Below are 23,647 nucleotides of genomic sequence, written 5' to 3'. Positions count from 1 at the left end.
AACCATCCCTTCCTCGCGGGGAGCTCCCGCGTATTACGAGACCACGTATTTTTCCGCTTGAATCACGCGTTCCGCTATCTCACGCTTGATGCCAACGCCGTCAATCGGCGTGCTCTTCGCCAGCTTCTTCAGAATGGACAGCTGCGTGCGCAAGACATCGCCTGACTCCATTGCCGCCAGCGTTTCCTTGGCTGTTCGTTCAATATCAGCGAATGCCTCATGCATGTATACGGTTGTCATCTGCATCGCAAGTTTTGCTTTCGCTTCGCCGGACTTCGCCATCAGCTTGCGAGTGCGCAGCAGCGTGCTTTCCATTGCATATACAGCAATCATTAAATCAGCAAGGTTGCTCAAGATTTCCTGATGCTGCTCAAGCGATGTACCGTATTTCTGAGCCGCCAATCCACCAAGCATAAGGAATATCTTCTTGGCCATCTGAACGAGATGTTCCTCCTGCTCCATCGCTCCACCTGATTCCGGCCTGGATACGATAGACATCAGATCGGCTTGGAGCGCCTTCGCCTTCTGCAGGAGCGGCAATTCTCCCTTGGCGGCCCTCTTAAGCAGCGTTCCTGGGATAAGCAATCTATTGATTTCATTCGTTCCTTCGAAAATGCGGTTAATGCGGGAGTCACGGTAGATGCGCTCAATTTTATACTCCTGCGTAAAGCCGTAGCCGCCGTGAATTTGTACGCCTTCATCGGCTACAAAATCAAGCACCTCTGAAGCGAACACTTTATTAATGGAGCATTCAAGCGCATATTCAGCAATTGCCTTGGCCATTAACTGCCCCGAATCCGGCTGCTTGTAATCGATGTCCTTCAGCACATTGTCCACCAAGCCAGAAGTCCGATACACCATCGACTCCGTTACATAAGTACGGATGTTCATATCCGCCAGCTTATTGCCGATCAGAGAGAATTCTGTAAGCGCCTTGCCGAACTGTTTGCGTTCGCCAGCATATTTCACGCTCAGCTCGATCGCTTCCTTCGCTGCTCCGAGACATCCCGCGCCCAGCTTGAAACGGCCGATGTTCAAAATATTGAACGCAATGACATGTCCGCGGCCTACCTCTCCAAGCACATTCTCCACTGGAACCTTGACGTCCTCGAAGAAGAGCGGACAAGTGGAAGAACTCTTGATGCCCATCTTCTTCTCTTCCGGCCCAACCGTGAAGCCTTCCATTCCCTTCTCAACAATGAATGCCGTGAAGTCCTTGCCGTCTACCTTCGCATATACGATAAAAATATCCGCGAAGCCTGCATTTGTAATAAAAATTTTAGAGCCATTCAGCACGTAATGACTACCATCCTCAGACAGCTTCGCTGTCGACTTCGCACTAAGCGCGTCTGATCCGGATGACGGCTCCGTCAAGCAATAAGCAGCGATTTTAGCGCCTGTCGCCAGGTCAGGCAAGTACTTGGCCTTCTGCTCCGGTGAGCCGAAGAACACGATCGGCAGTGTTCCGATACCCACATGCGCGCCAACCGAGAGCGCAAAGCCAGATGCTTTGGTCAGCGTTTCGCCGATCAGCGTAGAGCTAACCTTGTCGAGCTCAAGACCACCGTATTCCTCTGGAATATCTGCGCCAAGCAGCCCGATTTCCCCGGCCTTGCGCATCAGCTTAACCGTCAAATCGTAATTCAATTTTTCCAATTCTTCGTCGTGCGGCAGCACTTCTCCTTCTACGAAATCACGAGTTGTATCCACCATCATGCGCTGTTCTTCGGTGAAGTCCTCCGGAGTAACAATCGCATCGGGAGTGATGTCATCAATGACAAAGCTTCCGCCTTTGATTTTCAGTTCCAACATGGTCATGGTAATCTTCTTCCTTTCGAAGTGGATTAAGAATGGATAAATGGCTTTGAATCATTTGATCAATCTGAGCAACAATGCAAGGCAATAAGTCTACGCACAGCGTTTAAGCAAACACTTCGAACACTCCGGCAGCTCCCATTCCACCACCAATGCACATGGATACGACACCATAGCCGCCACCACGGCGGCGAAGCTCATGCAAGAGTGTTGCCGTCAGCTTCGAGCCGGTGCAGCCAAGCGGATGGCCGAGCGCAATCGCGCCGCCATTCACATTCACCTTGCTCTCATCCAGCCCTAAGTGGCGAATGATATGCAGGCATTGCGAGGCGAATGCTTCATTCAGCTCAAACAGATCGACCTGATCCTGCGTAATACCGGCCTTGCACAGCGCCTTCGGAATCGCTTCTACAGGTCCGACGCCCATAATGTCAGGCGCGACGCCAGCCAACGCGAAGCTGCGGAAGGCCGCAAGCGGCTTCAATCCAAGCTCCTTCGCTCTATCGGCGCTCATCAGTACACAGGCTGCCGCGCCGTCATTCATCGGCGAGCTATTGCCTGCCGTGACGCTGCCGCCCACGGAGAACGAAGGCTTCAGCTTCGCAAGCACTTCTTCTGTCGTGTCCGGCCGAACGCATTCATCCATATCGAAGGTCAGTTCTTTTTCCCAAGGCCGTCCATTGCTGTCGACCCCTCTCTGTACCGTTGAGACAGGTACAATCTCGTCACGGAATTTGCCTTCGGCGATGGCTGCCGCAGCCTTGCGATGACTGTTAGCAGCGAATTGATCCTGATCCTCACGGCTAATGCCGAATCGCTTCGCAACATTTTCCGCAGTGTATCCCATGCCCATGTATACTTCCGGCATTTCTGAGATCAGCTTCGGATGCGGTGCAAGCTTGAAGCCGGTCATTGGCACCGCGCTCATGCTCTCTACTCCGCCGGCAACAATCGTGTCCGCAGAGCCGGCCATAATCCGTTCTGCAGCAAATGCGATCGATTGCAGGCCAGAAGCACAAAACCGGTTAACCGTAACCGCAGGCACCTCCTGCGGATAACCTGCATACAACGACAAGATTCGTGCCATGTTCAAGCCTTGCTCGCCTTCCGGCATTGCGCAGCCGAGTATGACGTCCTCAATATCCGATTTGTTCAAGCCTGGTGCGCGTCGAACAACTTCCTCCAGTACCGTTCTCCCCAGATCCTCAGCTCTCGTCTGCGCGAGACTCCCCTTCTTCGCCCGGCCAACCGGCGTACGCGCTATAGATACAATGACAGCTTCTTTCATTGCGATCTCCCCTCATTCCTAATTTGGAAGGATATTAATTGCGCAGCGGCTTGCCCTTGGAGAGCATGTGCTGCATGCGCGCCTGCGTCTTCGGTTCGCCGCACAGGCTTAAGAAAGCTTCACGTTCCAGATCGAGCATGTATTGCTCGCTCACCAAGCTGTTCGCCGGTACGTTGCCGCCCGCAAGCACATGCGCCAGCTTATTGGCGATCAACCGGTCATGATCCGAGATATAGCCGCCGAGGTGCATCGTATAGGCTGCCAGCTGCAGTACGGATTTGCCAGGTTCACCAACGACGCGGATGCGCTCCTCTTCTCTCGGCGCATATCCGACCCGATCCATTTCCAGCACGGCCATCTTCGCCTCATGTATACGGCGATCCGGGTTGATAACGACGGAGTCGTTAGACCCCATATAGCCGAGCCGCTTCGTGTCATGTCCACTTGTCGATACCTTCGCCATAGCAATTGTTTCGAAATAGCTGTTGATGTACGATTGCAGGTCTGGATTCGTTTGGCCGACGATTTGGCTTGAGCGCAAGGCCATCTCTTTACAGCCGCCGCCCGCTGGAATCAAGCCAACGCCCGTTTCGACCAATCCGAAGTACGTTTCCGCAGAGAAAATGATTTTGTCTGCCGGCAGGCACGCTTCTACCCCACCACCAAGCGTCATTTGATGCGGCGCAGCTACAACAGGCTTCTCCAGTCTCTTCAGCGTCAGCATCGTAGTCTGGAACTGGCGGATGATAAGATCAATTTCATCCCATTCCTCTTCCTGAGCCTCCATTAGAAGCAGCATGACATTGGCGCCCACGCAGAAATGACGCCCTTCATTTGCCACAACGAGTCCGCGGTAATTACGGCGAACTTCCTCCACGCTTTTCTGAATCATGGTCAAAATATCCGCACCGATGGCATTGTTCGGCGAATGGAATTCCAGACAAGCTACGCCGTCCCCGATGTCAATCAAGCTAGCACCCGGGTTAGATAGCACGACCTTGTTCTGCTGCTTGAGCAGCTTGAGCGAAATATGCTCCGCTGCCGACTCCAGCTCAGTCCACTCCCCGCCATGAACGTAAAATTGTTGTGCCTCCCGCTTCTCATAGAAGTGAGTATGTCCTTCAGCAATCCACGCGCGTACCCAATCTGGCAGCACGTCGCCCTCTGCCTCCATACGTTTGGCAGCCGACACCAAGCCGATCGCGTCCCATACTTCGAACGGCCCGAGTTCCCAATTGAAGCCCCATTTCATCGCATTGTCGATATCGACAATCGAATCGGCGATTTCGCCCAGCTTGTGCCCCGAATAGAGCAGCACCGGCTTCAGCGTATTCCATGCCAGTTCGGAATAACGATCCTTTGTACCGAGCAGCGCCTTGATTTTATTCGCTGCGCCCTTGGCAGACTTTGACGCTTCCAAGGAGGCGGAAGAAATTTTGCGTACCGGCTCGTAGTCCATCGTGTCAAAGCGCAGCGCCTGTATGACCTTCCCAGAGTCGGTCTTTACCTTCTTATAGAAGCCCTGGCCCTGTTTCTCACCTATCCAGCCTAAGTCAACCATCCGGGTAAGAACATCCGGCGCGCTGAATACATCTTTCTCTACTGTCGCTGCTGTCTGGTCATGCACATTCGCTGCTACATGCACGAACGTGTCCAGTCCAACCAGATCAAGTGTACGGAACGTTGCGCTCTTCGGGCGACCAAGCGCAGGTCCAGTGACAGCATCTACTTCCTCGACCGTGTACCCAAGCTCCATCATATTTCGCAATGTAATAAGCAGTCCGAATGTACCGATTCGGTTGGCGATAAAGTTCGGCGTGTCCTTGGCTACAACGACGCCTTTGCCGAGGCGACGTTCACAGAACTCATGCATGTAGGACACAATTTCCGGATCTGTCGTCTCTCCCGGAATAATTTCAAGCAGCTTCATATAACGTGGAGGATTGAAAAAATGAGTGCCTAAAAAGTGCTTTTTAAATGACTCTCCGCACGAAGCAACCATGTCGTTGATGGATATGCCCGACGTATTCGATGTTACGATCGTTCCCGGCTTCCATACCCCTTCGATTCGCTTCAGCAGGTCGCGCTTCACATCCAGTCTCTCGACGACGACCTCAATAATCCAATCCACGTCTGCAAGCTTCGACAGATCATCTTCGAGATTGCCCGGTGTAATTCTGCCCGCGAACTCTTCACTATAAAGCGGTGCCGGCTTCGTCTTCTTCAGGCGCGCAATCGCATCCGAAGCTAAACGATTGCGTACTGCTGGATGCTCCAGTGTGAGTCCTTTCTTGGATTCAGCTTCTGTAAGCTGGTTCGGCACAAGGTCGAGCAGCAGGCAGCGAATGCCTGCACCCGCCAAGTGGGCGGCAATAGCCGCACCCATTACGCCAGAGCCGATAACGGCGGCGCATTGAATCGGTTGAACCATATGCGAGTTCCCTCCCAATTTGTAATGGTCTGTGTCACATGATGAGAACAACAAGAACGACTTCAAGACTTTAATAGATATGAAATTGTTGGCTGATGACGATACTCTGAGATGTTCCCTGCTTCAGAAGTGCTGGGTGCACTTCGTAAGATGTTCCTGCTTCAGGACTTGTAAGTGTGTAGTTCGTGAGGTGTGTATTGCTTGAAATGTGTACTTCTGAGATGTGCAATGCTCCGCTGCGGTTCAGATCGCTGCTTGATGTTAAGCTGCTCTTGAGGGTACATATCTGAACTTTGCTTGTTGCTGTGGTTGCAGATTCTATAGAAGATTGATATATGGAGTAGTTCATTGATGGCGAGAGAATGAGGTTATTGACCATTGTTCAAAAAATACAATCATTTCTTGTGGTTATACTGAAGGCTGTCTTATGAAACCGTCATCGGCTGCTTGTCATCCAATTTAACCGCCCCGAACACAGCTAATTCCAAAATTTCAGCGATGTCGCGCGTCTGAACGGATTCCTCGGCTTCAAGCAGTTTCGTGCCGTCCTCCATCATCGTGAGGCAGTACGGGCATGCCGATGAAATTACGGTCGGCTTTGTGGCCAGTGCTTGCTCAGTGCGCGCCAGATTGACACGCTTGCCTGCAGTCTCTTCCATCCACATCATGCCGCCGCCAGCTCCGCAGCACATGCCATTCTCACGGCTTCGCTCTATTTCAAGCAGGGTTACGCCGCGTATCGCGCGCAGGATATTGCGCGGTTGTTCATAAACGCCATTATAGCGTCCAAGATAACAGGAGTCGTGGTACGTAATTCGTTCCTCCACCTCATACTGTGGAACAAGACTTCCCGCACGAATCAGTTCATCAAGCAGCTCGCTGTGATGGAGTACTTCGGCTTCCAGCCCAAACTCGGGATACTCATTCTTTAACGTGTTGTACGTATGGGGACAAGCCGTAACAATTTTGCGTACATTATATTTTTGGAAAGTGACGATGTTCTCCTCGCATAGCTGCTGGAACAAAAATTCATTGCCCATGCGCCGCGGAGTATCGCCCGAATTCTTCTCTTCATTGCCGAGTATGGCAAAGTTCACGCCGGCTTCATTCATCAGGCGCACAAGCGCCCGGGTCACCTTCCGGCTGCGATTATCATAAGAGCCCATGGAGCCGACGAACAGCAGGATATCAAACTCCGGATTCTCCTTCACGGTTGGTACATGGAGCACACCTTCAGGATCAACTTCCTTCACCCATTTCACACGATCACTGCGGCTAATGCCCCACGGATTGCTCTGACGCTCAATGTTCTGCAGCGCCCGCTGCCCATCATGCGGCATGCTCCCTTGCGTCAGCACCAGATAACGGCGCATATCGACGATTTTGTCGACATGTTCATTGCCGACCGGACATTGATCCTCACAGTTGCGGCAGGTCGTGCATGCCCATATTTCAGCCTCGGACATCACATCGCCGATAAGCTCAAGTTGCTCTGGGGGGTGTTGTGCAATTTGCCAAGTGGCTGCCTGCGCCTGCATCGTCGAAGCAATGTCGGTTATCCCCTGTCCATGCCACTTTCCAAGCTCGGCCCCCTCTGGATTCATGCTGTGAGTACCCGTTGATTTGAATGCAAAGGCAGGAGTCCATGGTGAACGAGAGGTAATAGCCGCTCCTTTCTCTGTCAGGTGATCGCGCAGCTTGACGATCATATGCATGGGCGACAGCCATTTCCCTGTACTGGCAGCCGGACATACATTCGTACAGCGCCCGCATTCGACGCATGCGTACAGATCCACTAGCTGCTTCTGTGTAAAATCCTCCACTTTGCCCACACCGAACGATTCGGCTTCCTCATCTTCCAAGTCAAGCTTGCTCAACCGCCCGACAGGCTCTGTGCGCCGAAGCAGCAGGTTGACGGGAGCCGACAGTAGATGGAAATGCTTGCTCTGCGGCACATAGACAAGAAACGCAAGCAAAATCAACAAGTGCGCCCACCAGAATGCGATATAGAGCGCCTCAGCCACCCCGTGGGATATGCCGGTAAAAATACCTGCTATAAGGGAAGAAATCGGCGCGTATCCCGATGCCCCTTCTCCTTCAGCTAACCGATGGAATCCCATCGTCAATAAGACAGACAACATCAAAGCGTAAATAAAGAAGACGACAATCGATGGCTTCCAGCCCCGCTTCAGCCTTCCTAGTTTCTCCCCGTATCTGCGATAGGCAGCATACCCCATGGCAATGAGTATCAACGTCACGGTTGCTTCCTGCAGCAGCTCGAATGCCTCGTACCCGGGAATGGGCAGCGGTTTGCCCGACAATCCTTTATAAATAATATCCAGTGCGCCAACTTGTAAAATGATGAAACCATAGAAGATGACAATATGCATCAGGCCGCTTTTCTTATCCTTCAGCAGTTTCGTCTGCCCGAACACTTGGGCGGCAAATGCATGCAAATTGTGCTTCACCCGTCCGCTCCAATTTACCGGCTGTCCGAGTTTGACATACAAGAACCGGTGATAGACCGCTTTGGCAAACCAATAAACGCCGAGTCCCGTAACGGCCAAAAATAGGACAAGCTGCACAATCGCTCCCGGCATCGGAACCATCCCCTTTCTCAGTATTGCAAATGAATGAATTACCTACAGGAAGCGTTTTCATCCCCTTGTCACCATGTGCCTTTCTACTGCCTTAACCCAGATCTATATCCAATGATTGACAATGATCTCAGTTCTAATTTATGATAGCAGCAGAAACTGAATGAGCATTCATTCATTTGTATTCCATATTCTAGCACCGAGGTGATTCCATGACAAGTCAGAAAAAAGAAAAATATTCCCAAATTCTCGAAGCAGCGGTCAAAGTCTTTGCAGAACACGGGTTTCACCGCTCGCAAGTTTCCAAAATTGCAAAAACTGCCGGAGTTGCTGACGGCACGATCTATCTATACTTCAAACGAAAGGAGGATATCCTGATTTCCTTATTTCAGGAGAAGCTTGGAGAGCTTATCGCTAAGTTTCATGCAAGCCTCGAAGAAACGACCGGGGCCAAGGAAGCATTGCGTAATGTATGCAAAATCCATTTTGCCGAGTTTGAGAGCAATCCGGATTTGGCGTTCGTCACGCAAATCGAGCTGAGACAAAGCTCCCTTGAGCTTCGCAAGGAAATCGGAAAAATTATAAAACCCTATATTGTACTGATTGAACGAATCTTATTGCAGGGCATTGAAGAAAAGGTATTCCGTGACGATATTGACGTCAAGCTTACCCGTCTACTCATATTCGGTTCTATGGATGAAGTCGTGACGTCGTGGCTCATTTCCGGGCAGAAGTATTCTCTGGTCGGACAGCTGGATGGCACGATCACTTTTTTCCTAAAGGGACTCGAGCCTTAGCTCTCCCCTTCTAATTTCCCGATTACACCCTGTTCTTAAGGTCAGGTTCTTATTTATTCTTGTTCTACCAAGACCCATCTTGGATATATGATCATGTCTCATCTTGGATTCACTATCACGTTATCGCCATATAGGAAATGGATACCGACGTTGTAATCCCCCTTCTCAGAGCTGTACTCCTACCCAATCTCCTGCATGGCAGTCCACTTGTTCTGCAAGTCCGCTTTAGATATTTTGAAACTAAATAAAGCGAAAGGGGCAATGAACGATGAATATCATCGTATTAGTCAAGCAGACATTCGATACGGAGGAAAAGATCATCACCGAAGGAGGCAAAATTGCAGAAGACGGAGTCAAATTCGTCCTTAATCCTTATGATGAGTATGCAGTTGAGCAAGCGATTCGCATTCGCGACGACCAAGGCGGCAAGGTTATCGTCGTCTCCGCAGGACCCGAGCGTACATCTGAGACGCTGCGAACAGCACTTGCCATGGGCGCTGACGAAGCCGTGCTGCTCAACGATGAGCGAATCGGCAGCGATGAGCATGCCGTTGCGCATGCCTTGCACGCATTTGTCGGAACAGAATCTTACGATCTTATTCTTGGCGGCAACTTCTCGGTCGACAACGGTTCCGGCCAAGTGGCCGTTAGACTTGCGAAGCTGCTTGGCATTCCGCATGTATCGTCGATTACGAAGCTTGAAATCGCGGATGGCCGTGCCGTCTGCTCCCGGGATGCCGAAGGAGACACAGAAGTAGTAGAGGTGCCTCTTCCAGCCCTATTCACCGCCCAGCAAGGTCTGAATGAACCGCGCTATCCTTCTCTGCAAGGCATTATGAAGGCGAAGAAGAAGCCTTTCCGTGAGCTTACGCTCGACGACTTCGGTGTATCGGTTGAAGCACGTACAGCTCAAGCGGAGCTATTCCTGCCTCCGCAGCGCCAAGCCGGCAAGCTGCTCGCCGGGGAACCAGCCGCTCAAGTCCAAGAGTTGTTCCGACTGCTGCGGACGAAAGCTAAGGTCGTATAGTTCTGCATCGAATGCAACGAATCCGGTAAGTTCATATTCCAAGGAGGCGTATTGATATGTCCAGAACGATTCTTGTCGTAGCCGAAGCGAAGGGTGGAAGTCTTCGCCAGGTGTCCTATGAAGCGATTGGGGCAGCCCGCACAGCCGCAGGCAATGGAGGCATTGTAGCCGCTGTGATCATCGGTGCGGATGCAACCCGCTATTCCAGCGACTTGGCGGCCTACGGCGTCGATCATATTTATACTGTGGAGCATACTGCACTCATTCATTATCATCCGGAGGCTTATTTTGCCGCGCTGCAAGCCGTTGTGCAAGCAGCCAACCCGGATGGCGTATTTTTCGGCCATACTGCTTGGGGCAAAGACTTGGCACCGCAGTTGGCTGCTTCCCTGCATAGCGGCCAAATTTCCGATATCATCGCAATTGAAGTGGACAGCAGCGGCGAGGTATTATTCACGCGCCCGATCTATGCAGGCAAGGCCATGGAGAAGAAGAAGTTCCTTGCTGCACCATGGATCGTAACCATACGCCCGAACAACATTCAGCCTCCGGCAGCAGAAGCTGGCCGAACAGTGCCTGTAACGGCTATTGCTTACCCTGAACCGCCGCTATCCGCTGTTATTCGCGAGGTCGTGCAAAATACGGTTGGCAAAATGGATTTGAGTGAAGCGAAAATCATTATATCTGGAGGACGAGGCGTCCGCAGCGCCGAGGGATTCAAACCGCTTGAGGAGCTCGCCTCTCTACTTGGCGGTGCTGTTGGCGCTTCCCGCGGTGCCTGCGATGCGGGTTATTGCGACTACGCCCTGCAAATCGGACAAACGGGCAAGGTCGTCACGCCGGAGCTGTATATCGCCTGCGGCATTAGCGGCGCCATTCAGCATCTGGCGGGAATGAGCCAATCGCGCGTCATTATCGCGATCAACAAAGATCCGGAAGCGCCAATCTTCCAGATTGCCGATTACGGCATCGTGGGCGACCTGTTCGAAATCGTGCCGCTCCTGACTGAGCAATTGAAACAGGCGCTGCAAGCATAGCATAAAAACGGTAAGGCAGGGCATTCCGGTTGCTTAAGACGATCGGGGTGCTCTTTTTTTCGCAAAACACCCAATTCACCCCCGGGCTCCCAGTTTCGTAGGATTGTTCAGTTATTTCAACATTAACTGCCTATAGGAACCGTCTACAAACGTCCATCACTGTATGCGAAGACGCAGCCAAATACAAAGAAGCCCCCATACCTCTCGGCATGTAGGGCTTCTACTGAACAATTATTTGCGATTTGGATCTCCGAAAAACATTTCATGCGCTAATGCAGTCTGAATACGTGATTCATCCTCATTCAGCTTGCGTATTAACTCCATCTCCACCTCGGTTACTTCATCCCCTTGGAAATTGATTTCCGCGATCGAAGCAACAATCTTTACGATAGCTACGGCCACATTATCTGGTGTATAGGCAATCACCTTCTGCCCTGTCGGAAACACTCGAAAGCCCTGCTTCGTCATTTTGCCCCGTCCATATTCCAGCAGCTCATACAGCTCCTGCTCCGTCTTAAATTTGCATACCGAATTAAACTCAGTCTGAAATCCCATGTTATCCGCTCCTTTGCCTGTAAAAAGTGTACCTATATTGAATCACGGCAAGGTGGAGACTGGCAACCGCCTTCTGACTGTCAACATGATAGGCAATCACGCTCTCGGTAGAAATGATGTCACAAATGAGCGAGTTGATATTGTTATATTTATACACCTTCATTTCTGATTTTTTCCTTAAATTATATTCAGAATCTATTAAGTTGAATCTTAATTATCCAATGTTAGCATGGAAATATATCTCATATATTCATAAATAGGAGGAAATGAAATGAATATCAAAAAAGCAATTCTAGCATCCCTGATCGTATCTAGTATGCTGGTCACCGTAGTCGGCCCGGTTCCTGTCGAAGCCGCGGCTGCACAAGAGCAGAAGCAGCCGGAGAAGATGAAGGTTCAGATTGACAAGAAGATGGCCGACAAGCTGAAAAAAGCAATAAAGGAATTGGCCGGAAAAGAAATCAAGCTGCAGGATGCTGTCGAGACTTACAAGGGTTTTGTTGGAAGTGTAATCGTTCGATCTGTGGATGGGAAATACTCGATTAGCTTCAATCCGAAAACAGGGGTTATAGGGGATGGATCTGCAAATATCTCGATCGATGAAGTCAGTAAAGAGGATCGGAATAAAGTCCTTCAAAGATTAAAAGAGTTGTATCCAAACAAAACCTATGTGCTGAGTAATGAAGTGGAAATGCGTCGACGATATGACGACAAACAGGGTAAATTTGTAGATACGAACTATTTTTTCACAGAGGAAGACTTCTATATCTCGCTCTATAAACCAGGTGCCGGGTCTGATGCAAAAGATCAACTGAATGGGTACTCGATTACAGTTGATGCCAAAGAACTTGATCCAAAATGGACAAAAGCAGCAGCAGAATTAGTGAAAACAGCGTTCAATCATGAATTGAAAGAAGTGACGGAAGCAACACTCCGTGATGGTAATTTTGACTATGAAAAGGTGCTGGCCATACCGATGTGGGTATTGCAAGGAGACGGTGTTTACATTCAAATTGATACAAAGTCGGGAAAGGCGATAGAAGTCATTCACAAATCGCGTCTAAAGGAAAAGGTAACGACCGACAAGGAGATTACGGCAAAAGATGCAAAAGAAGTGATTGCTCCACTGGCCCAAAAGGTGCTGGGTGTCGATATTAGCGGATGTGAAGTGGAATGGGATAACAGACTGAAAGAGTACCGCTTCCACAATGACTATATGGATAAAAAGGACAGAAAGGTAGTCGCAACGAAGCTGAGAGCTGCATTGGATGCTGACAAAAACGCAGTGTATCTGGTGGGTGGAACAAGCGCGATACACGGTTCGAATGAGACGATGGAGAAGTAGACGTTACAACCTTTTTACCTTACACCGTACGAGACGGTACGAGCCTGTGGATGCACATCCACAGCCTCGTTCGTTTACGGTATTACAAGAGTCGCCTGCAATTCGCGCTGCATCTGGTCAAGCGCATCACGAACCGTAGTTTTTTCATCAAGCATATCAGCCATATAGGTTTGAGAAAACTGACAAAATAATAGAGATGATGTCACAAATGAGTGGATTGATATTGTTATATACTGTATGCGATAGTAGGCGATACAACAGTGGTACACAATGAGAATATGAAACATAGGAGGATTTTGTATGAATTTGAAGAAAGTCATTCTAGCATCCCTGATCGTTTCTAGTATGTTAGCCACATTGGCCGGCCCAATTCCTGCCGGAGCGGAGGCAGCGCAAGAGAATCAGCAAGAGCAGCAATCCGATAATAAGAAGGTACCCATCGATAAGAAGTTGGCTCCCAAGCTGCAAAAAGCGGTAAACCAATATGCGGGGAAAGAGATTAAGCTTAAGGATACCGGTGAACATATCAATGAGAGTTTGGTCACGGTTCAATCTGCAGATGGAAATTATGGTGTTGGCTTTGATCTCGAAAGTGGAAAAATATGGTTTGTATCCAACAAAACGACAATCGACAAAGTCGACAAAAAATTTCAAAACGAAGCTTTAAAAGAGTTAAAGAACGCCTATTCAAAGAAGAAATACGTATTTAACAAAGACGTTACACAATCACGATCCTACGATAATAGCAAGGGCAAATTTGGAGATTATATGTTTTATGAGTTTTCCGGGAAGGATTTTAAAGTTTCAGTAAATGCTAATATTTCAGAAGGTTATGCCATGTCCGTTGTGACAATCGATATTGACAAAAAAGAACTTGATCCGAAATTGCTGAAATCGGCAACGGAAGCGATCAAAACGGCGTTCGATCATCAATTCGACGTGACGAAGGCGCAGATTGAGCATTATACGTGGGTGCTTGAGGACGACAAAGTGACGGTTTACATGGAGAAAGGGAAAGCAATCAGCCTGATCAATAAACAAGGCAATCAGGTCACGACGAACAAAGAGATGACCGAAAAAGAAGCCAAAGAAGCGGTCGCCCCGCTCGCGAAGAAATTATTCAATATCGACATTACGGGATATGAAGTAAAATGGGACAGCTTATTTAAAGATTACCGCTTCATCGAAAAAAATGATGTTACGGCGGTGAGAGCGGCATTGGATGCCGAGAAAAACGTCGTGTATATAAAGTCCGGGAGCAGAGCGGCCGGAGGGTATTAAAAACATAAATAGATGCATAGGAGGATGATGTTTATGAAAAAGGCTATCATCGCAACATTGGTCGTATCCGGCATGCTAGCCTCATTGGGAGGACCGATTCCTGTCGAAGCTGCGGCTGCACAAGAGCAGAAGCAACCGGAGAAGGTGAAGGTTCAGATCGACAAGAAGATGGCTGACAAGCTGAAAAAAGCAATGAAGCAATTGGCGGGCAAAGAGGTCAAGATGCAGGATGTTGGCGAGAGCTACTCCGGTTCGGTTGGGAGTGCAACAGTCCGATCTGTGGATGACAAATATTCAATTGACTTTAATCCGAAAACAGGTGGAATATGGTGGGGTTTTACAAAAATCTCAATCGATGAAGTCAGTAAAGAGGATCAGAATAAAGTCCTTCAAAGATTAAAAGAGCTGTATCCAAACAAAACCTATGTGCTGACTAATGAAGTGGAAATGCAACGACGATATGATGACAAGCAGGCTAAATTTGTAGATACGCTCTATGTTTTCACAGAGGAAGACTTTTATATCTCGCTCTATAAACCAGGTGCTGGGGCTAAAGCAAAAGATCAACTCAATGGGTTCTCGATTAAAGTTGATGCCAAAGAACTTGATCCAAAATGGACAAAAGCAGCAGCAGAAATCGTGAAAACAGCCTTCAATCACGAATTGAAAGAAGTGACGGAGGCAACACTCAGACATGGTAATTATGACTATGAAAAAGTGCTGGCCATACCGAAGTGGGTATTGCAAGGTGACGGTATTTACGTTGAAATAGACACAAAGTCAGGAAAGGCGATAGAAGTCATTCATAAATCGCGTCTAAAGGAAAAAGTAACGACAGACAAAGAGATTACGGCCAAAGTCGCAAAAGAAGTGATTGCTCCGCTGGCTCAAAAGGTGCTGGGTGTCGATATTAGCGGATGTGAAGTGGAGTGGGATAACGGACGGAAAGAGTACCGCTTCCACAATGACTACACGGACAAAAAGGACGGAAAGGTAGTCACAACGAAGCTGAGAGCTGCATTGGATGCTGACAAAAACGCAGTGTATCTGGTGGGTGGAACAAGCGCGATACACGGTTCGATGGAGACGATAGTGAAGTAGACGTTACAGCTTTTCCACCTTACGCAGCAACGAGCCTGTGGATGCACATCCACAGGCTCGTTACGTTTTCGATAATATGAAGGTTCTATCCCCCCCTCATGGAACTTCTCGCAAGAGAAGGGGTTGATTGCGCCGGAGGATATCTTCCCGAAGGCCGACGTTTGTTGAACCGCGAAGCAGCTCTCTCTTTACTTCACTCGGTCATACCACACGCGCAAGTGATGAACCGCTGCTCCTGCGAAGGAGGAATGGCTTGCACCGAGCTCCTTCACATCACGCAGTTGCTCCTCGAAATAATCAAGCGGCTTGCCGTGGAAGGACAAGTAGCCTCCTTCATTGGTCTTGCCCAGTTCAAGACCAATGACAATCGGCTTGCCAAGCTTGTCCGCCTGCGAGAGCAGATTCTTGGACGATTCATAGATCGAATCCGAGTTGTCCCGATATGCCATAATCGTCAAGGAGTCGAATTGCTCCAGCATCCAGCTGCTTACCTTGCCGTTCCCAGTCGGCATATCCAGGCGCGGCAGCCAGAAGGGAACATCCGCAGCCATGTACAGGCCTGCCTCCCGCCCTTCCTCCAGCCAGATCTTCATGTTGTCAACCCAGCTGTGGACGAGGCTTGCTTCATCCTGCTTCCATTCTGGCAATAAATAAGGCTCTACATCCAGATGAACACCAGCAAATCGCTCGCCTTCTGCGGCCTGCTGATTATAATCACTCACCCACCGAATGAATGACTTCCCTTCCTCCTCATGCCGTTCCTTCGCCCATTCCGGCGCACCGTTCAAGGCATGAACGTCAATCCCGGCTTCGTGCGCCTTCCGAATAAATTCACGGTAGGTGGCCTGCTCTACTCTGTCACTTATCTGCAAATAGACGAGATTCACGCCATTCGTCCGGCAGAACGAGACGATATCCTCCCCCGAATCGCGAATCCATTCCGTATCCCACAACCATGTTGCCTTTGTCCGATCCGTATCCGCAGATCGAAGCGAGAATAGGACTGCGACACAGCAGCATAGCAGTAGCGTAATTAACACCCCCCGTGAACCTCGAGAGAATCGTAGAAATCTCCCTATCCTACTATCCCGAGGACGCATGGGATTCGTACCCGATTTAGACAAGAACCGCCTCTTCTACTTCTACATCTCGTACGCTTTCTTGTTCGGTATAACCGAGCTTGTGAATGTTCGGGCGATGAATGCCCTTGAATGCATTGCGCGTATCCAATATCGGGATATTCAAATCCGCGAGCTGTTCGTAATCGAACGATTGATGGTTCGTAATCAGCACCATGCAGTCATATGTCTGGAACGCCGGCAAATCATAATCGATCGTATGCACCGTCTTGCCAGCTTTGTTCTTGAAGTGTGTCGCATGCGGATCAAAATAATCGATCTGAGCACCGCTCGCCTTAAACAGCTCATAGATTTCAAGACCCGGGGATTCTCGCAAATCGTCGATGTTTGGCTTGTAGGCCATACCCAGAATCAATATTTTCGAGTTTTTAATCGACTTAGAGCTTTGATTCAAAATTCGTGATGTCTTCTCCATGACATGGTATGGCATATTGGCATTGGTAGCTTGTGCGATATCGATAAACTTGCTATAGAAACGATACCCCTTCGCTTTCCAAGACAGGTACATGGGGTCAAGCGGAATGCAGTGGCCGCCGATACCTGGTCCCGGATAGAAAGGCATGAATCCGAACGGCTTCGTCGCTGCAGCATCGATGACCTCCCAGATGTCGATGCACATCCGGTCGCACATCATCGCCATCTCATTAATGAAGGCGATGTTGACACTGCGGAACGTATTTTCCAACAGCTTCGACATTTCTGCTACCTTCGTCGAAGTGACGGGAACGACGCTCTCTACGATATTGTCGTACAGTGCTGCTCCCAGCTTGAGGCAAGTTGGTGTCGTCCCGCCAATGACCTTCGGTGTGTTGAATGTATTGAACTTCGGATTGGACGGATCCACGCGCTCCGGTGAGAAGCAGAGGAAGAAATCCTCTCCTGCTTGGTAACCCAAGGAGGCTTCAATTTCATGTTGAATCAGCTCTTCTGTCGTGCCTGGATACGTTGTACTCTCGAGCGTAATCAACAGGCCTTTCCGCATATATTTCTTAATTTGTTCCACAACACGCGTAATGTAGGATGTATCTGGATCTTGATTCTCGCTAAGTGGAGTCGGCACGCAAATGCTGACCGCATTAAGCAATTGAATATGACTGAAGTCAGTCGTCACGAACAACCGGCCTGTGTTCATGCACTGCGTCAACGTCTCATCGCTGATATCCTTAATATAGGAATGTCCGTTATGGATACTCTCGATCTTGCGTGAATCAACATCAATTCCGACGACCTGAAAGCCCTGCTTGCACATCTCAATGGCAAGCGGCAGACCGACATAGCCTAACCCGATGACTCCGATTACAGAAGTTTTGTGTTCGATTGCATGTTCTAAATTGGCAGCATACATGTTCACAGTTGTTCACCCTTCCATCCACTAGATAATTGTGTATAGTTATGACAAACAGCGACTAAGCCGTTCATCAAGTTCTACCGGCGAGAATGGCTTCGTAATATAGTCGCTAACGCCCTGCTCGAAGCAGTAATCAATCGTCTTTCCTACCCGTTGCTCGGACAGAATCACGATTTTCGGCTGCTTCTCCAAATTCATCTTCTGAATTTGCGAAATGAACGGCAGACCATTAATCCCATATAAATTCAGCTCCGTTAAGATTAAATCGAATTGACCTGCATGAATAACATCGAGCGCTGTCAAGGCATCTTCAGCCTCGTGCACCTCATACCCCTGCGAAGTTAGCCAAATGTTCAGGAACTCTCTTACGCTAGCATCGTGATCCACGACTAGAATGCGCTTCGCTCCTTCGAGCTGAAGGTGATCATGGAGAACCCGAATATGGGAGGAATCTGCAGCCGGCCAGTCGTTCCAACGACCGAGAATAATATCCTCTGCCTCCTGTGAATCTGCCACTGCGGCAACCGCACATACGATTGGCGTCCCTGCCAACCGCTCTTCTACCACGCTCTTCAGCATGAGTGCGTAATAGTGCGTCTGATCCAGAGTAACGCGCGGCAGCATAACCGCAATTACATTCTGATCTGTGGCATTCATCAGCTCAAATGGAATTTGCTCTCTATCCAGCGTTGACCTGAGCTCAGCCTCCCACGTACGTCCAAGCGGCTTCGCATGGATAAAGATAATGCCTACGCTATGTCCGGGATAACTCATCACCAGATGATTCACCGTTTGCTTGAAAGTCGGTACAAATTCGAACTCTGCATTTCGTTCCATTACTTGAAGCATGTGCAGTCTCCACCTTCCCTGCGCCGTTTAGGCGGTTTTCGTTTGTTCTCCTTCTTCACTCCAACTCTGACGCGTCATGGCTCCCCATGAATTGTTGTTCTGGAAAAATTGAATATGCCCTTGAATGCGCCATAGGCTGCCAAGCTGCCGATAACCGAAGAACATCAGCACACTGAATGCAAGCATTCGCACGAGATCGCTAATGCGCGGATAGCGCTTGAACGCAATCTCCTCCAGCAGAAGCGAGCCTACAGCTAGCAATAAACCCGATAAGAAGTTAATGAGCATAAATACCAGCACAATTTCCCAATGTGTCATGTCATACAGCGCATAACCGATTAAGGACATCAATCCCGTTACTTTGAAATAAGGATTAAGTGCTTCGAATATAATCGTATACGGCAGTGACAACAGACCGAACACCTTGTACTTCGGACGGAACGTCATATCGTAGTTCTCGATCATATTCTTCAAGTTCCCTCGCCCCCAACGCTTACGCTGGTTGGACAGAATATGGTACGTATCCGGCGCCTGCGTCCAGCATACTGCCTCCGGACAGAAGGCAATTTTGTAAGGCAGTTTATTTTCCAGCATATAGCGATGAAGTTTAATAATGATGTTCATGTCCTCGCCTGGATAGCCATCGCGATATCCACCGACCTTAATGACATAGTCCTTGCGGAACAACCCGAATGCCCCCGACACAATAATCAGTCCATTAATCGCACTCCAGCCGATTCGACCGCCGAGGAACGCCTTTAAGTACTCCAGCGTTTGGAACATCGGCCACCATTTCTTCGGCAAGCGCACTTCCTTCACCGTTCCATTCTCAATCGAACAACCGTTAGCGATGCGTACATTGCCTCCGATCGCCACATATCGCTCTGGATCGGACATATACATGGTTGTCATTTGAATTAAGGAATCCTTCTCCAGTAGCGAATCCGCATCAATGGACGAGATAAGCGGGTAATGCGAGAAATTAATGCCTGCATTTAAGGAATCCGCCTTCCCCCCGTTCGCCTTATCAATGACATAGAGGAATGGATATTCTGGATTATGATAGACAGCATTGATCTTGGTACAATTCACGGCATACCGAATGGACAAGTTATCCATGCGATATAGGGCGAACTCCTCGATCAACACGTTCAAAGTCTCATCCTTGGAGCCGTCATTGATGACGATAACCTCATAGGTTGGATAATTCAGCGTCATTAATGACTTTACATTTTCGATAATCGTCAGCTCTTCATTGTAGGATGGTACCAACAGCGAGACCGGCGGGACATGCTCTGAACCCGCTATCGTCCCGCTTAGTGCGTAACGTTTTCGGCGAACGATCGAGAAAATGCTTTTGAACGAGAAGAGCATGATGCCGAAGTAAATACTATTGACGACGATCACATAGTACATGGCGAATAAGCCGTACATGAGAAGCAGGTCTCTAAGCAGAATAATCGCCTCCTACGCTTCGAAATATCGGTGCTGTCGCAGCCTTGCCGAAATACTGCTCATATAAGAGCCGCTTCGTTGCTTGGCTAGACACGTGTTTCCGCCGATTCGTATTGTAATGCTCGCGCAGAAGCTCCTCTTGAATACGGTCTTTGGCCATATCCGACTTGTAAGGATCATCTCTCTCAAGCGCTGCTTCACACAGCGCACGAAAGCCCTCATCCCCCATCGTAGCCAAGCTCTTCGAGCTGTAATACCGAACCCACCAATTAGAATCCGTCAATGCTTCCTTCAAGATGACAATGCTGGCAGTATGGTTGTACGTGCTGAGCGACTCTGCAACAGCCGCCCGCACTTCCCACTCAGGATCCTTGAACCAACTGCACAATGTCTCCTTCGTCAGCACATTGCCGGTGCGCACCAGCAGCTTAATCGCTAAGGAGCGTATATCCTTGTCTTTGTTGTCAGCAAGCTTGAACAACGCAGGCGTAAGTTCTGCACCAGCATGCCCGCGCAGCGCCAGCAGAGCTGTCTTCACCAGACGATTATTGCTATCCGCTAAGCATCCAACAAGAAGTGGTGTCACGTCTAACGTTGATTCCTCCAATATCTCTGCAGCAAACAGCTCATTGTGCTGCTCACGGCTCGCCAGCTCATCCAGCATTACCCCCAGAGATGCCGTATCGTCCGCGCATTTCGCAACAGCTCGGGCAATAACTCGAATCAGCTCTGCCGACTTCTCCTGCTTAAGCAGTTCCAGCAGCTGCGGAACCGCCCTGGACGATCTCATTCCTCCCAAGCGGAAAGCCGCTTGCATCTGCTTCGCGTAGAACATGCTGTTCAGATTCTTCATATCCAATTGAACGAGCCCCATATCTTCGCACAGCTTCGTCAGCTTGTCCCGCTGAGTCCCACGGAATTTCTCGATCCATTCGATCAGCTTGTCTTGGATAACCCTAGCCTCCAATTGTGCAACTGCCCCCTTCGGCGGCTGGAAGGAACCCTCGTCACCGATATGACGCTGCAAATAGATAAAATAAGGTTTATATTTCTTCATGATCGCGTCCCGTTGCTGCATCAGCCGTATATTTCGGGCTTTCATGATGAGCAGTATCAATACGCCGAAGCCAATCAGGCCCAGACAGACGTAGATGAAAGACACAGCAAGGTCTAACTTTGTATACATGTAACGTGTGCCTCCTTTGTTCCATGAGAAGTGGCAGTTCTTCAAGCCCCTATCAATGTTGCTTTCAGCAAGGAACTTGCCGAACCGCTTTCGGAAGTCGCATGCCACCTATGGGTGGCCGCATGTGTCATGGAAGACGATGGAACACTTCCTTCATGTCGTAATAGCTTTGCTTCAAGCGTTCTGTATAGCCAACTTTATCCCACTTTTTCCATGTGTATACTTGGATATTGTGTAAAGAGTAGTTCTTCCATGCACGAGTTTGTGCACCTGTCGATGAATTCCCTCCTCGTTCCACAACCCAAGGCAAGAATCGTATCCCTTCTGTTGCAATCGTCGGCAGATCTCGCTTTCGTTCCACGTCGCCATATGAAATGACTTGCTTCGTACTCGGGTCTGCGAAACCAAGCAGCATCCACGGAATTCGAATTTCGACGGTGTCGCCCTTCGCCTCCCAAGCTGCAAGCGAGTTGTATGACTTGCTGTTCGGGTCGCTCGTCCCTCGATGCAGCTTGCCTACAACAATATCTTGAAATGGATGCGCCGATCTTGTATCCGGGGGTTCCATCTTCAGACTAACTGCCAGCTTCCATGGATTGAACAATCCTGAATTATCCTTCATTTCCTGAGGCTTCGGTTCAACCATCCAATAACCGGATGGGCCATACAGCCTGTTGTTGAAGTCATAATTCGAAGCGATGCGAACCTCACTGTCCTTGCCGATGACCGTAAGTGTCTCCAGCCCTTCGTCCAGCTTAATACCCGGAAGCTCCTTCATGGTGCGATTGCCGCCCGTTTGCGTATTCGCCCCGATGTATAGCGTCTGCTTGTCAGGATCGAACGGCTTATCCAGCTTAAGCATTGTATAGACATAGCCCTCGTCATGGGTGATCCACATCTCACGAACCCCCGGCAAATCTGACTTCAGCAGCATTTTCTCTTCGTCTGGAATAGCATCCCAATCCTTGGAATCCCCATCGATAACAATGGCATCCGCCTTGCTCGGGTACATGCCCAATAGCCCAAACATTTTCTCGTTCGTTAACACATTGAGCCAATACGGCCTGCGGTCAGCAGGAACTTCAATCTTCATCGTATTCCACGTCTTTTTGAACCACTCATCCTGCCACATGAACAGAATTGCTCCTGCATAATGCTCATCGTAAATGTCCTGTGTGAGCGATGCATCGATACGCCCTTGCTCACGCTCATTATGACCGCCTTGATTGCGTCCCCCCATACCCAGATGAGAGATGCCAATCGAAGATGGCACGCCATATTCCGTGATCATGACCGGCATATCCTTGAACTCAGCCTTCAGCTTTCGCAGATACACCTTGTACGTATTGAACTGCCCTTGCTTGTCGCGAATCGTCTGCAGCGAAGTATCCAAGTGGAAGAAGTCTGGGTAGTACGGATAGACGTGATAAGCAGCGAAATATCCCGCGCTCCAAGCCTTCGGCTGAATTTTCCTTGCGTCGACGCTCACCATATCTTCTTGGAATAGTGGCTCTCCCGGGTGCTTCAGCACATCTGTGGTTACCCAGTTCGTGAACGTCATCGGGTGATGCCACCCATATTCGTTCTCCACCGCGGCAGCGTGATCAAGCATTTCGGCGAGCCAGCTCTCAAATGGGCTTGCTTGCCCAGTCGCGTTGAAAAAGGAACCTGTGTATGCCGATACCTTGCTATGCTTCTTGTTTGTCTTATCAACCATCACTGGATCCCATTCCGTCCCGATATGCCAAGCCATCAAGTAATCACTGGCGTTCGTCCTATACTTCCCTCTCGCTGTACCGGATTGATCTGGTAGCGTAATATCGCCGTATACCGCTCGTACAACCTTCTCAATTTCGTGCTTGAACTTCTCTTTGATCTCGGGCAAGTAAGCATCTTGCGACTCGATCAACTCTTCCTCAGGCGACCATATGCCTTGAATAAAATAGAGCGGCCGCTCCGCTTTATCGCGGTTAAACTTCACAAGCGCTTCGTAAAACACCGGATTGTGCACGGTGTATACCCGGATCACATTCGCGCCCATATCATGTATCTGCTGGAACCAACGCAGATAATCTTCTTCTTGTATCGGGAACTCCCCTGGGAAGTATCCAGGCAGTGTAGCGCCCAGATTGACTCCTTTAACAAAGATTGGCTCGAAGCCATCTTCTTTGTACTCTAGGATGCGGTCGCCCTCCGTCTTGAACTTCAGCTTGATGCCATCCTCACCAGCGTAGGCGACAGGCTTGGAAGACAGCAACTCCGGCATCCAATACAATCCGCCTGCAAATATAATTATGACCGGCATCAGTATGCCTATAACGAGATTTCGCTTTTTCCTACGGTTCATAGATATGTGACCTGTTCACCCTTTCTGTGAGTGTTGTCCGCAACCTCTT

The 23,647-nt window shown here is 49.4% G+C and carries 17 protein-coding genes; 6 read left to right on the top strand and 11 right to left on the bottom strand.

The features are described from left to right. Positions 1-33: 33 nt before the first annotated feature. The 4 genes from BP95_RS0126390 to BP95_RS0126375 form a co-directional block, all read right to left on the bottom strand. The gene (locus BP95_RS0126390) at positions 34-1,818 is read right to left on the bottom strand and encodes an acyl-CoA dehydrogenase family protein (RefSeq protein ID WP_021252283.1); all 1,785 of its coding nucleotides are present in this window, start codon (positions 1,816-1,818) and stop codon (positions 34-36) included. Positions 1,819-1,921: 103 nt separating this feature from the next. Next, entirely contained in the window at positions 1,922-3,103 is a 1,182-nt protein-coding gene (locus tag BP95_RS0126385) for an acetyl-CoA C-acyltransferase (RefSeq protein ID WP_028533638.1), read from the bottom strand. A gap of 34 nt (positions 3,104-3,137) precedes the next feature. Continuing rightward, a complete protein-coding gene (locus BP95_RS0126380; RefSeq protein WP_028533637.1) occupies positions 3,138-5,534 on the bottom strand; it encodes a 3-hydroxyacyl-CoA dehydrogenase/enoyl-CoA hydratase family protein in 2,397 nt (798 codons plus the stop codon). Between the two features lie 425 nt (positions 5,535-5,959). Then, complete coding sequence (locus BP95_RS0126375; RefSeq protein ID WP_028533636.1) at positions 5,960-8,134, bottom strand: heterodisulfide reductase-related iron-sulfur binding cluster; 2,175 nt, start codon at positions 8,132-8,134, stop codon at positions 5,960-5,962. Between the two features lie 209 nt (positions 8,135-8,343). Between BP95_RS0126375 and BP95_RS0126370 the strand changes: the two genes are divergently transcribed. The 3 genes from BP95_RS0126370 (at position 8,344) to BP95_RS0126360 (ending at position 10,992) form a co-directional block, all read left to right on the top strand. Continuing rightward, positions 8,344-8,928 carry a TetR/AcrR family transcriptional regulator gene (locus tag BP95_RS0126370; protein ID WP_028533635.1) on the top strand — a complete coding sequence of 195 codons (585 nt, stop codon included), beginning with the start codon at positions 8,344-8,346 and terminating at the stop codon, positions 8,926-8,928. A gap of 268 nt (positions 8,929-9,196) precedes the next feature. Then, entirely contained in the window at positions 9,197-9,955 is a 759-nt protein-coding gene (locus BP95_RS0126365; protein WP_028533634.1) for an electron transfer flavoprotein subunit beta/FixA family protein, read from the top strand. 56 nt (positions 9,956-10,011) lie between these two features. After that, the gene (locus BP95_RS0126360) at positions 10,012-10,992 is read left to right on the top strand and encodes an electron transfer flavoprotein subunit alpha/FixB family protein (protein ID WP_021256090.1); all 981 of its coding nucleotides are present in this window, start codon (positions 10,012-10,014) and stop codon (positions 10,990-10,992) included. A gap of 231 nt (positions 10,993-11,223) precedes the next feature. Here BP95_RS0126360 and BP95_RS0126355 read toward each other — a convergent pair whose 3' ends face one another. After that, entirely contained in the window at positions 11,224-11,547 is a 324-nt protein-coding gene (locus BP95_RS0126355) for a hypothetical protein (protein WP_021256091.1), read from the bottom strand. A 271-nt stretch (positions 11,548-11,818) separates the two neighbouring features. Between BP95_RS0126355 and BP95_RS0126345 the strand changes: the two genes are divergently transcribed. From BP95_RS0126345 to BP95_RS0126335, 3 genes are all read left to right on the top strand, one after another. Further along, the gene (locus BP95_RS0126345; protein ID WP_021256092.1) at positions 11,819-12,892 is read left to right on the top strand and encodes a hypothetical protein; all 1,074 of its coding nucleotides are present in this window, start codon (positions 11,819-11,821) and stop codon (positions 12,890-12,892) included. A gap of 300 nt (positions 12,893-13,192) precedes the next feature. Beyond that, positions 13,193-14,173, top strand: coding sequence for a hypothetical protein (locus BP95_RS0126340; RefSeq protein WP_028533633.1), 981 nt, complete (start codon positions 13,193-13,195; stop codon positions 14,171-14,173). A 33-nt stretch (positions 14,174-14,206) separates the two neighbouring features. Continuing rightward, complete coding sequence (locus tag BP95_RS0126335) at positions 14,207-15,274, top strand: hypothetical protein (protein ID WP_021256094.1); 1,068 nt, start codon at positions 14,207-14,209, stop codon at positions 15,272-15,274. 188 nt (positions 15,275-15,462) lie between these two features. Here BP95_RS0126335 and BP95_RS0126330 read toward each other — a convergent pair whose 3' ends face one another. The 6 genes from BP95_RS0126330 to BP95_RS0126305 all read right to left on the bottom strand — a co-directional run bounded on the left by BP95_RS0126330 (position 15,463) and on the right by BP95_RS0126305 (position 23,598). Further along, positions 15,463-16,314, bottom strand: a complete 852-nt coding sequence (locus tag BP95_RS0126330) for an SGNH/GDSL hydrolase family protein (RefSeq protein WP_175460763.1) — start codon at positions 16,312-16,314, stop codon at positions 15,463-15,465. A gap of 76 nt (positions 16,315-16,390) precedes the next feature. Further along, the gene (locus tag BP95_RS0126325; protein ID WP_028533630.1) at positions 16,391-17,764 is read right to left on the bottom strand and encodes a nucleotide sugar dehydrogenase; all 1,374 of its coding nucleotides are present in this window, start codon (positions 17,762-17,764) and stop codon (positions 16,391-16,393) included. A 39-nt stretch (positions 17,765-17,803) separates the two neighbouring features. Further along, positions 17,804-18,610: a response regulator gene (locus tag BP95_RS0126320; RefSeq protein ID WP_021256097.1), complete on the bottom strand. Its 807-nt coding sequence runs from the start codon at positions 18,608-18,610 to the stop codon at positions 17,804-17,806. A gap of 27 nt (positions 18,611-18,637) precedes the next feature. Further along, positions 18,638-20,026 carry a glycosyltransferase family 2 protein gene (locus BP95_RS0126315; RefSeq protein ID WP_028533629.1) on the bottom strand — a complete coding sequence of 463 codons (1,389 nt, stop codon included), beginning with the start codon at positions 20,024-20,026 and terminating at the stop codon, positions 18,638-18,640. Between the two features lie 31 nt (positions 20,027-20,057). After that, entirely contained in the window at positions 20,058-21,251 is a 1,194-nt protein-coding gene (locus tag BP95_RS0126310) for a HEAT repeat domain-containing protein (protein ID WP_021256099.1), read from the bottom strand. Between the two features lie 127 nt (positions 21,252-21,378). Next, entirely contained in the window at positions 21,379-23,598 is a 2,220-nt protein-coding gene (locus BP95_RS0126305) for a hypothetical protein (protein WP_028533628.1), read from the bottom strand. Positions 23,599-23,647: the final 49 nt, after the last annotated feature.

The sequence above is a fragment of the Paenibacillus sp. UNC217MF genome (genome assembly GCF_000686865.1).
GTDB classification, from domain to species: domain Bacteria; phylum Bacillota; class Bacilli; order Paenibacillales; family Paenibacillaceae; genus Paenibacillus_B; species Paenibacillus_B suaedae.
The sequence above is the reverse complement of the archived record's forward strand: the minus strand, read 5'-3'. Positions and strand labels throughout refer to the sequence as shown.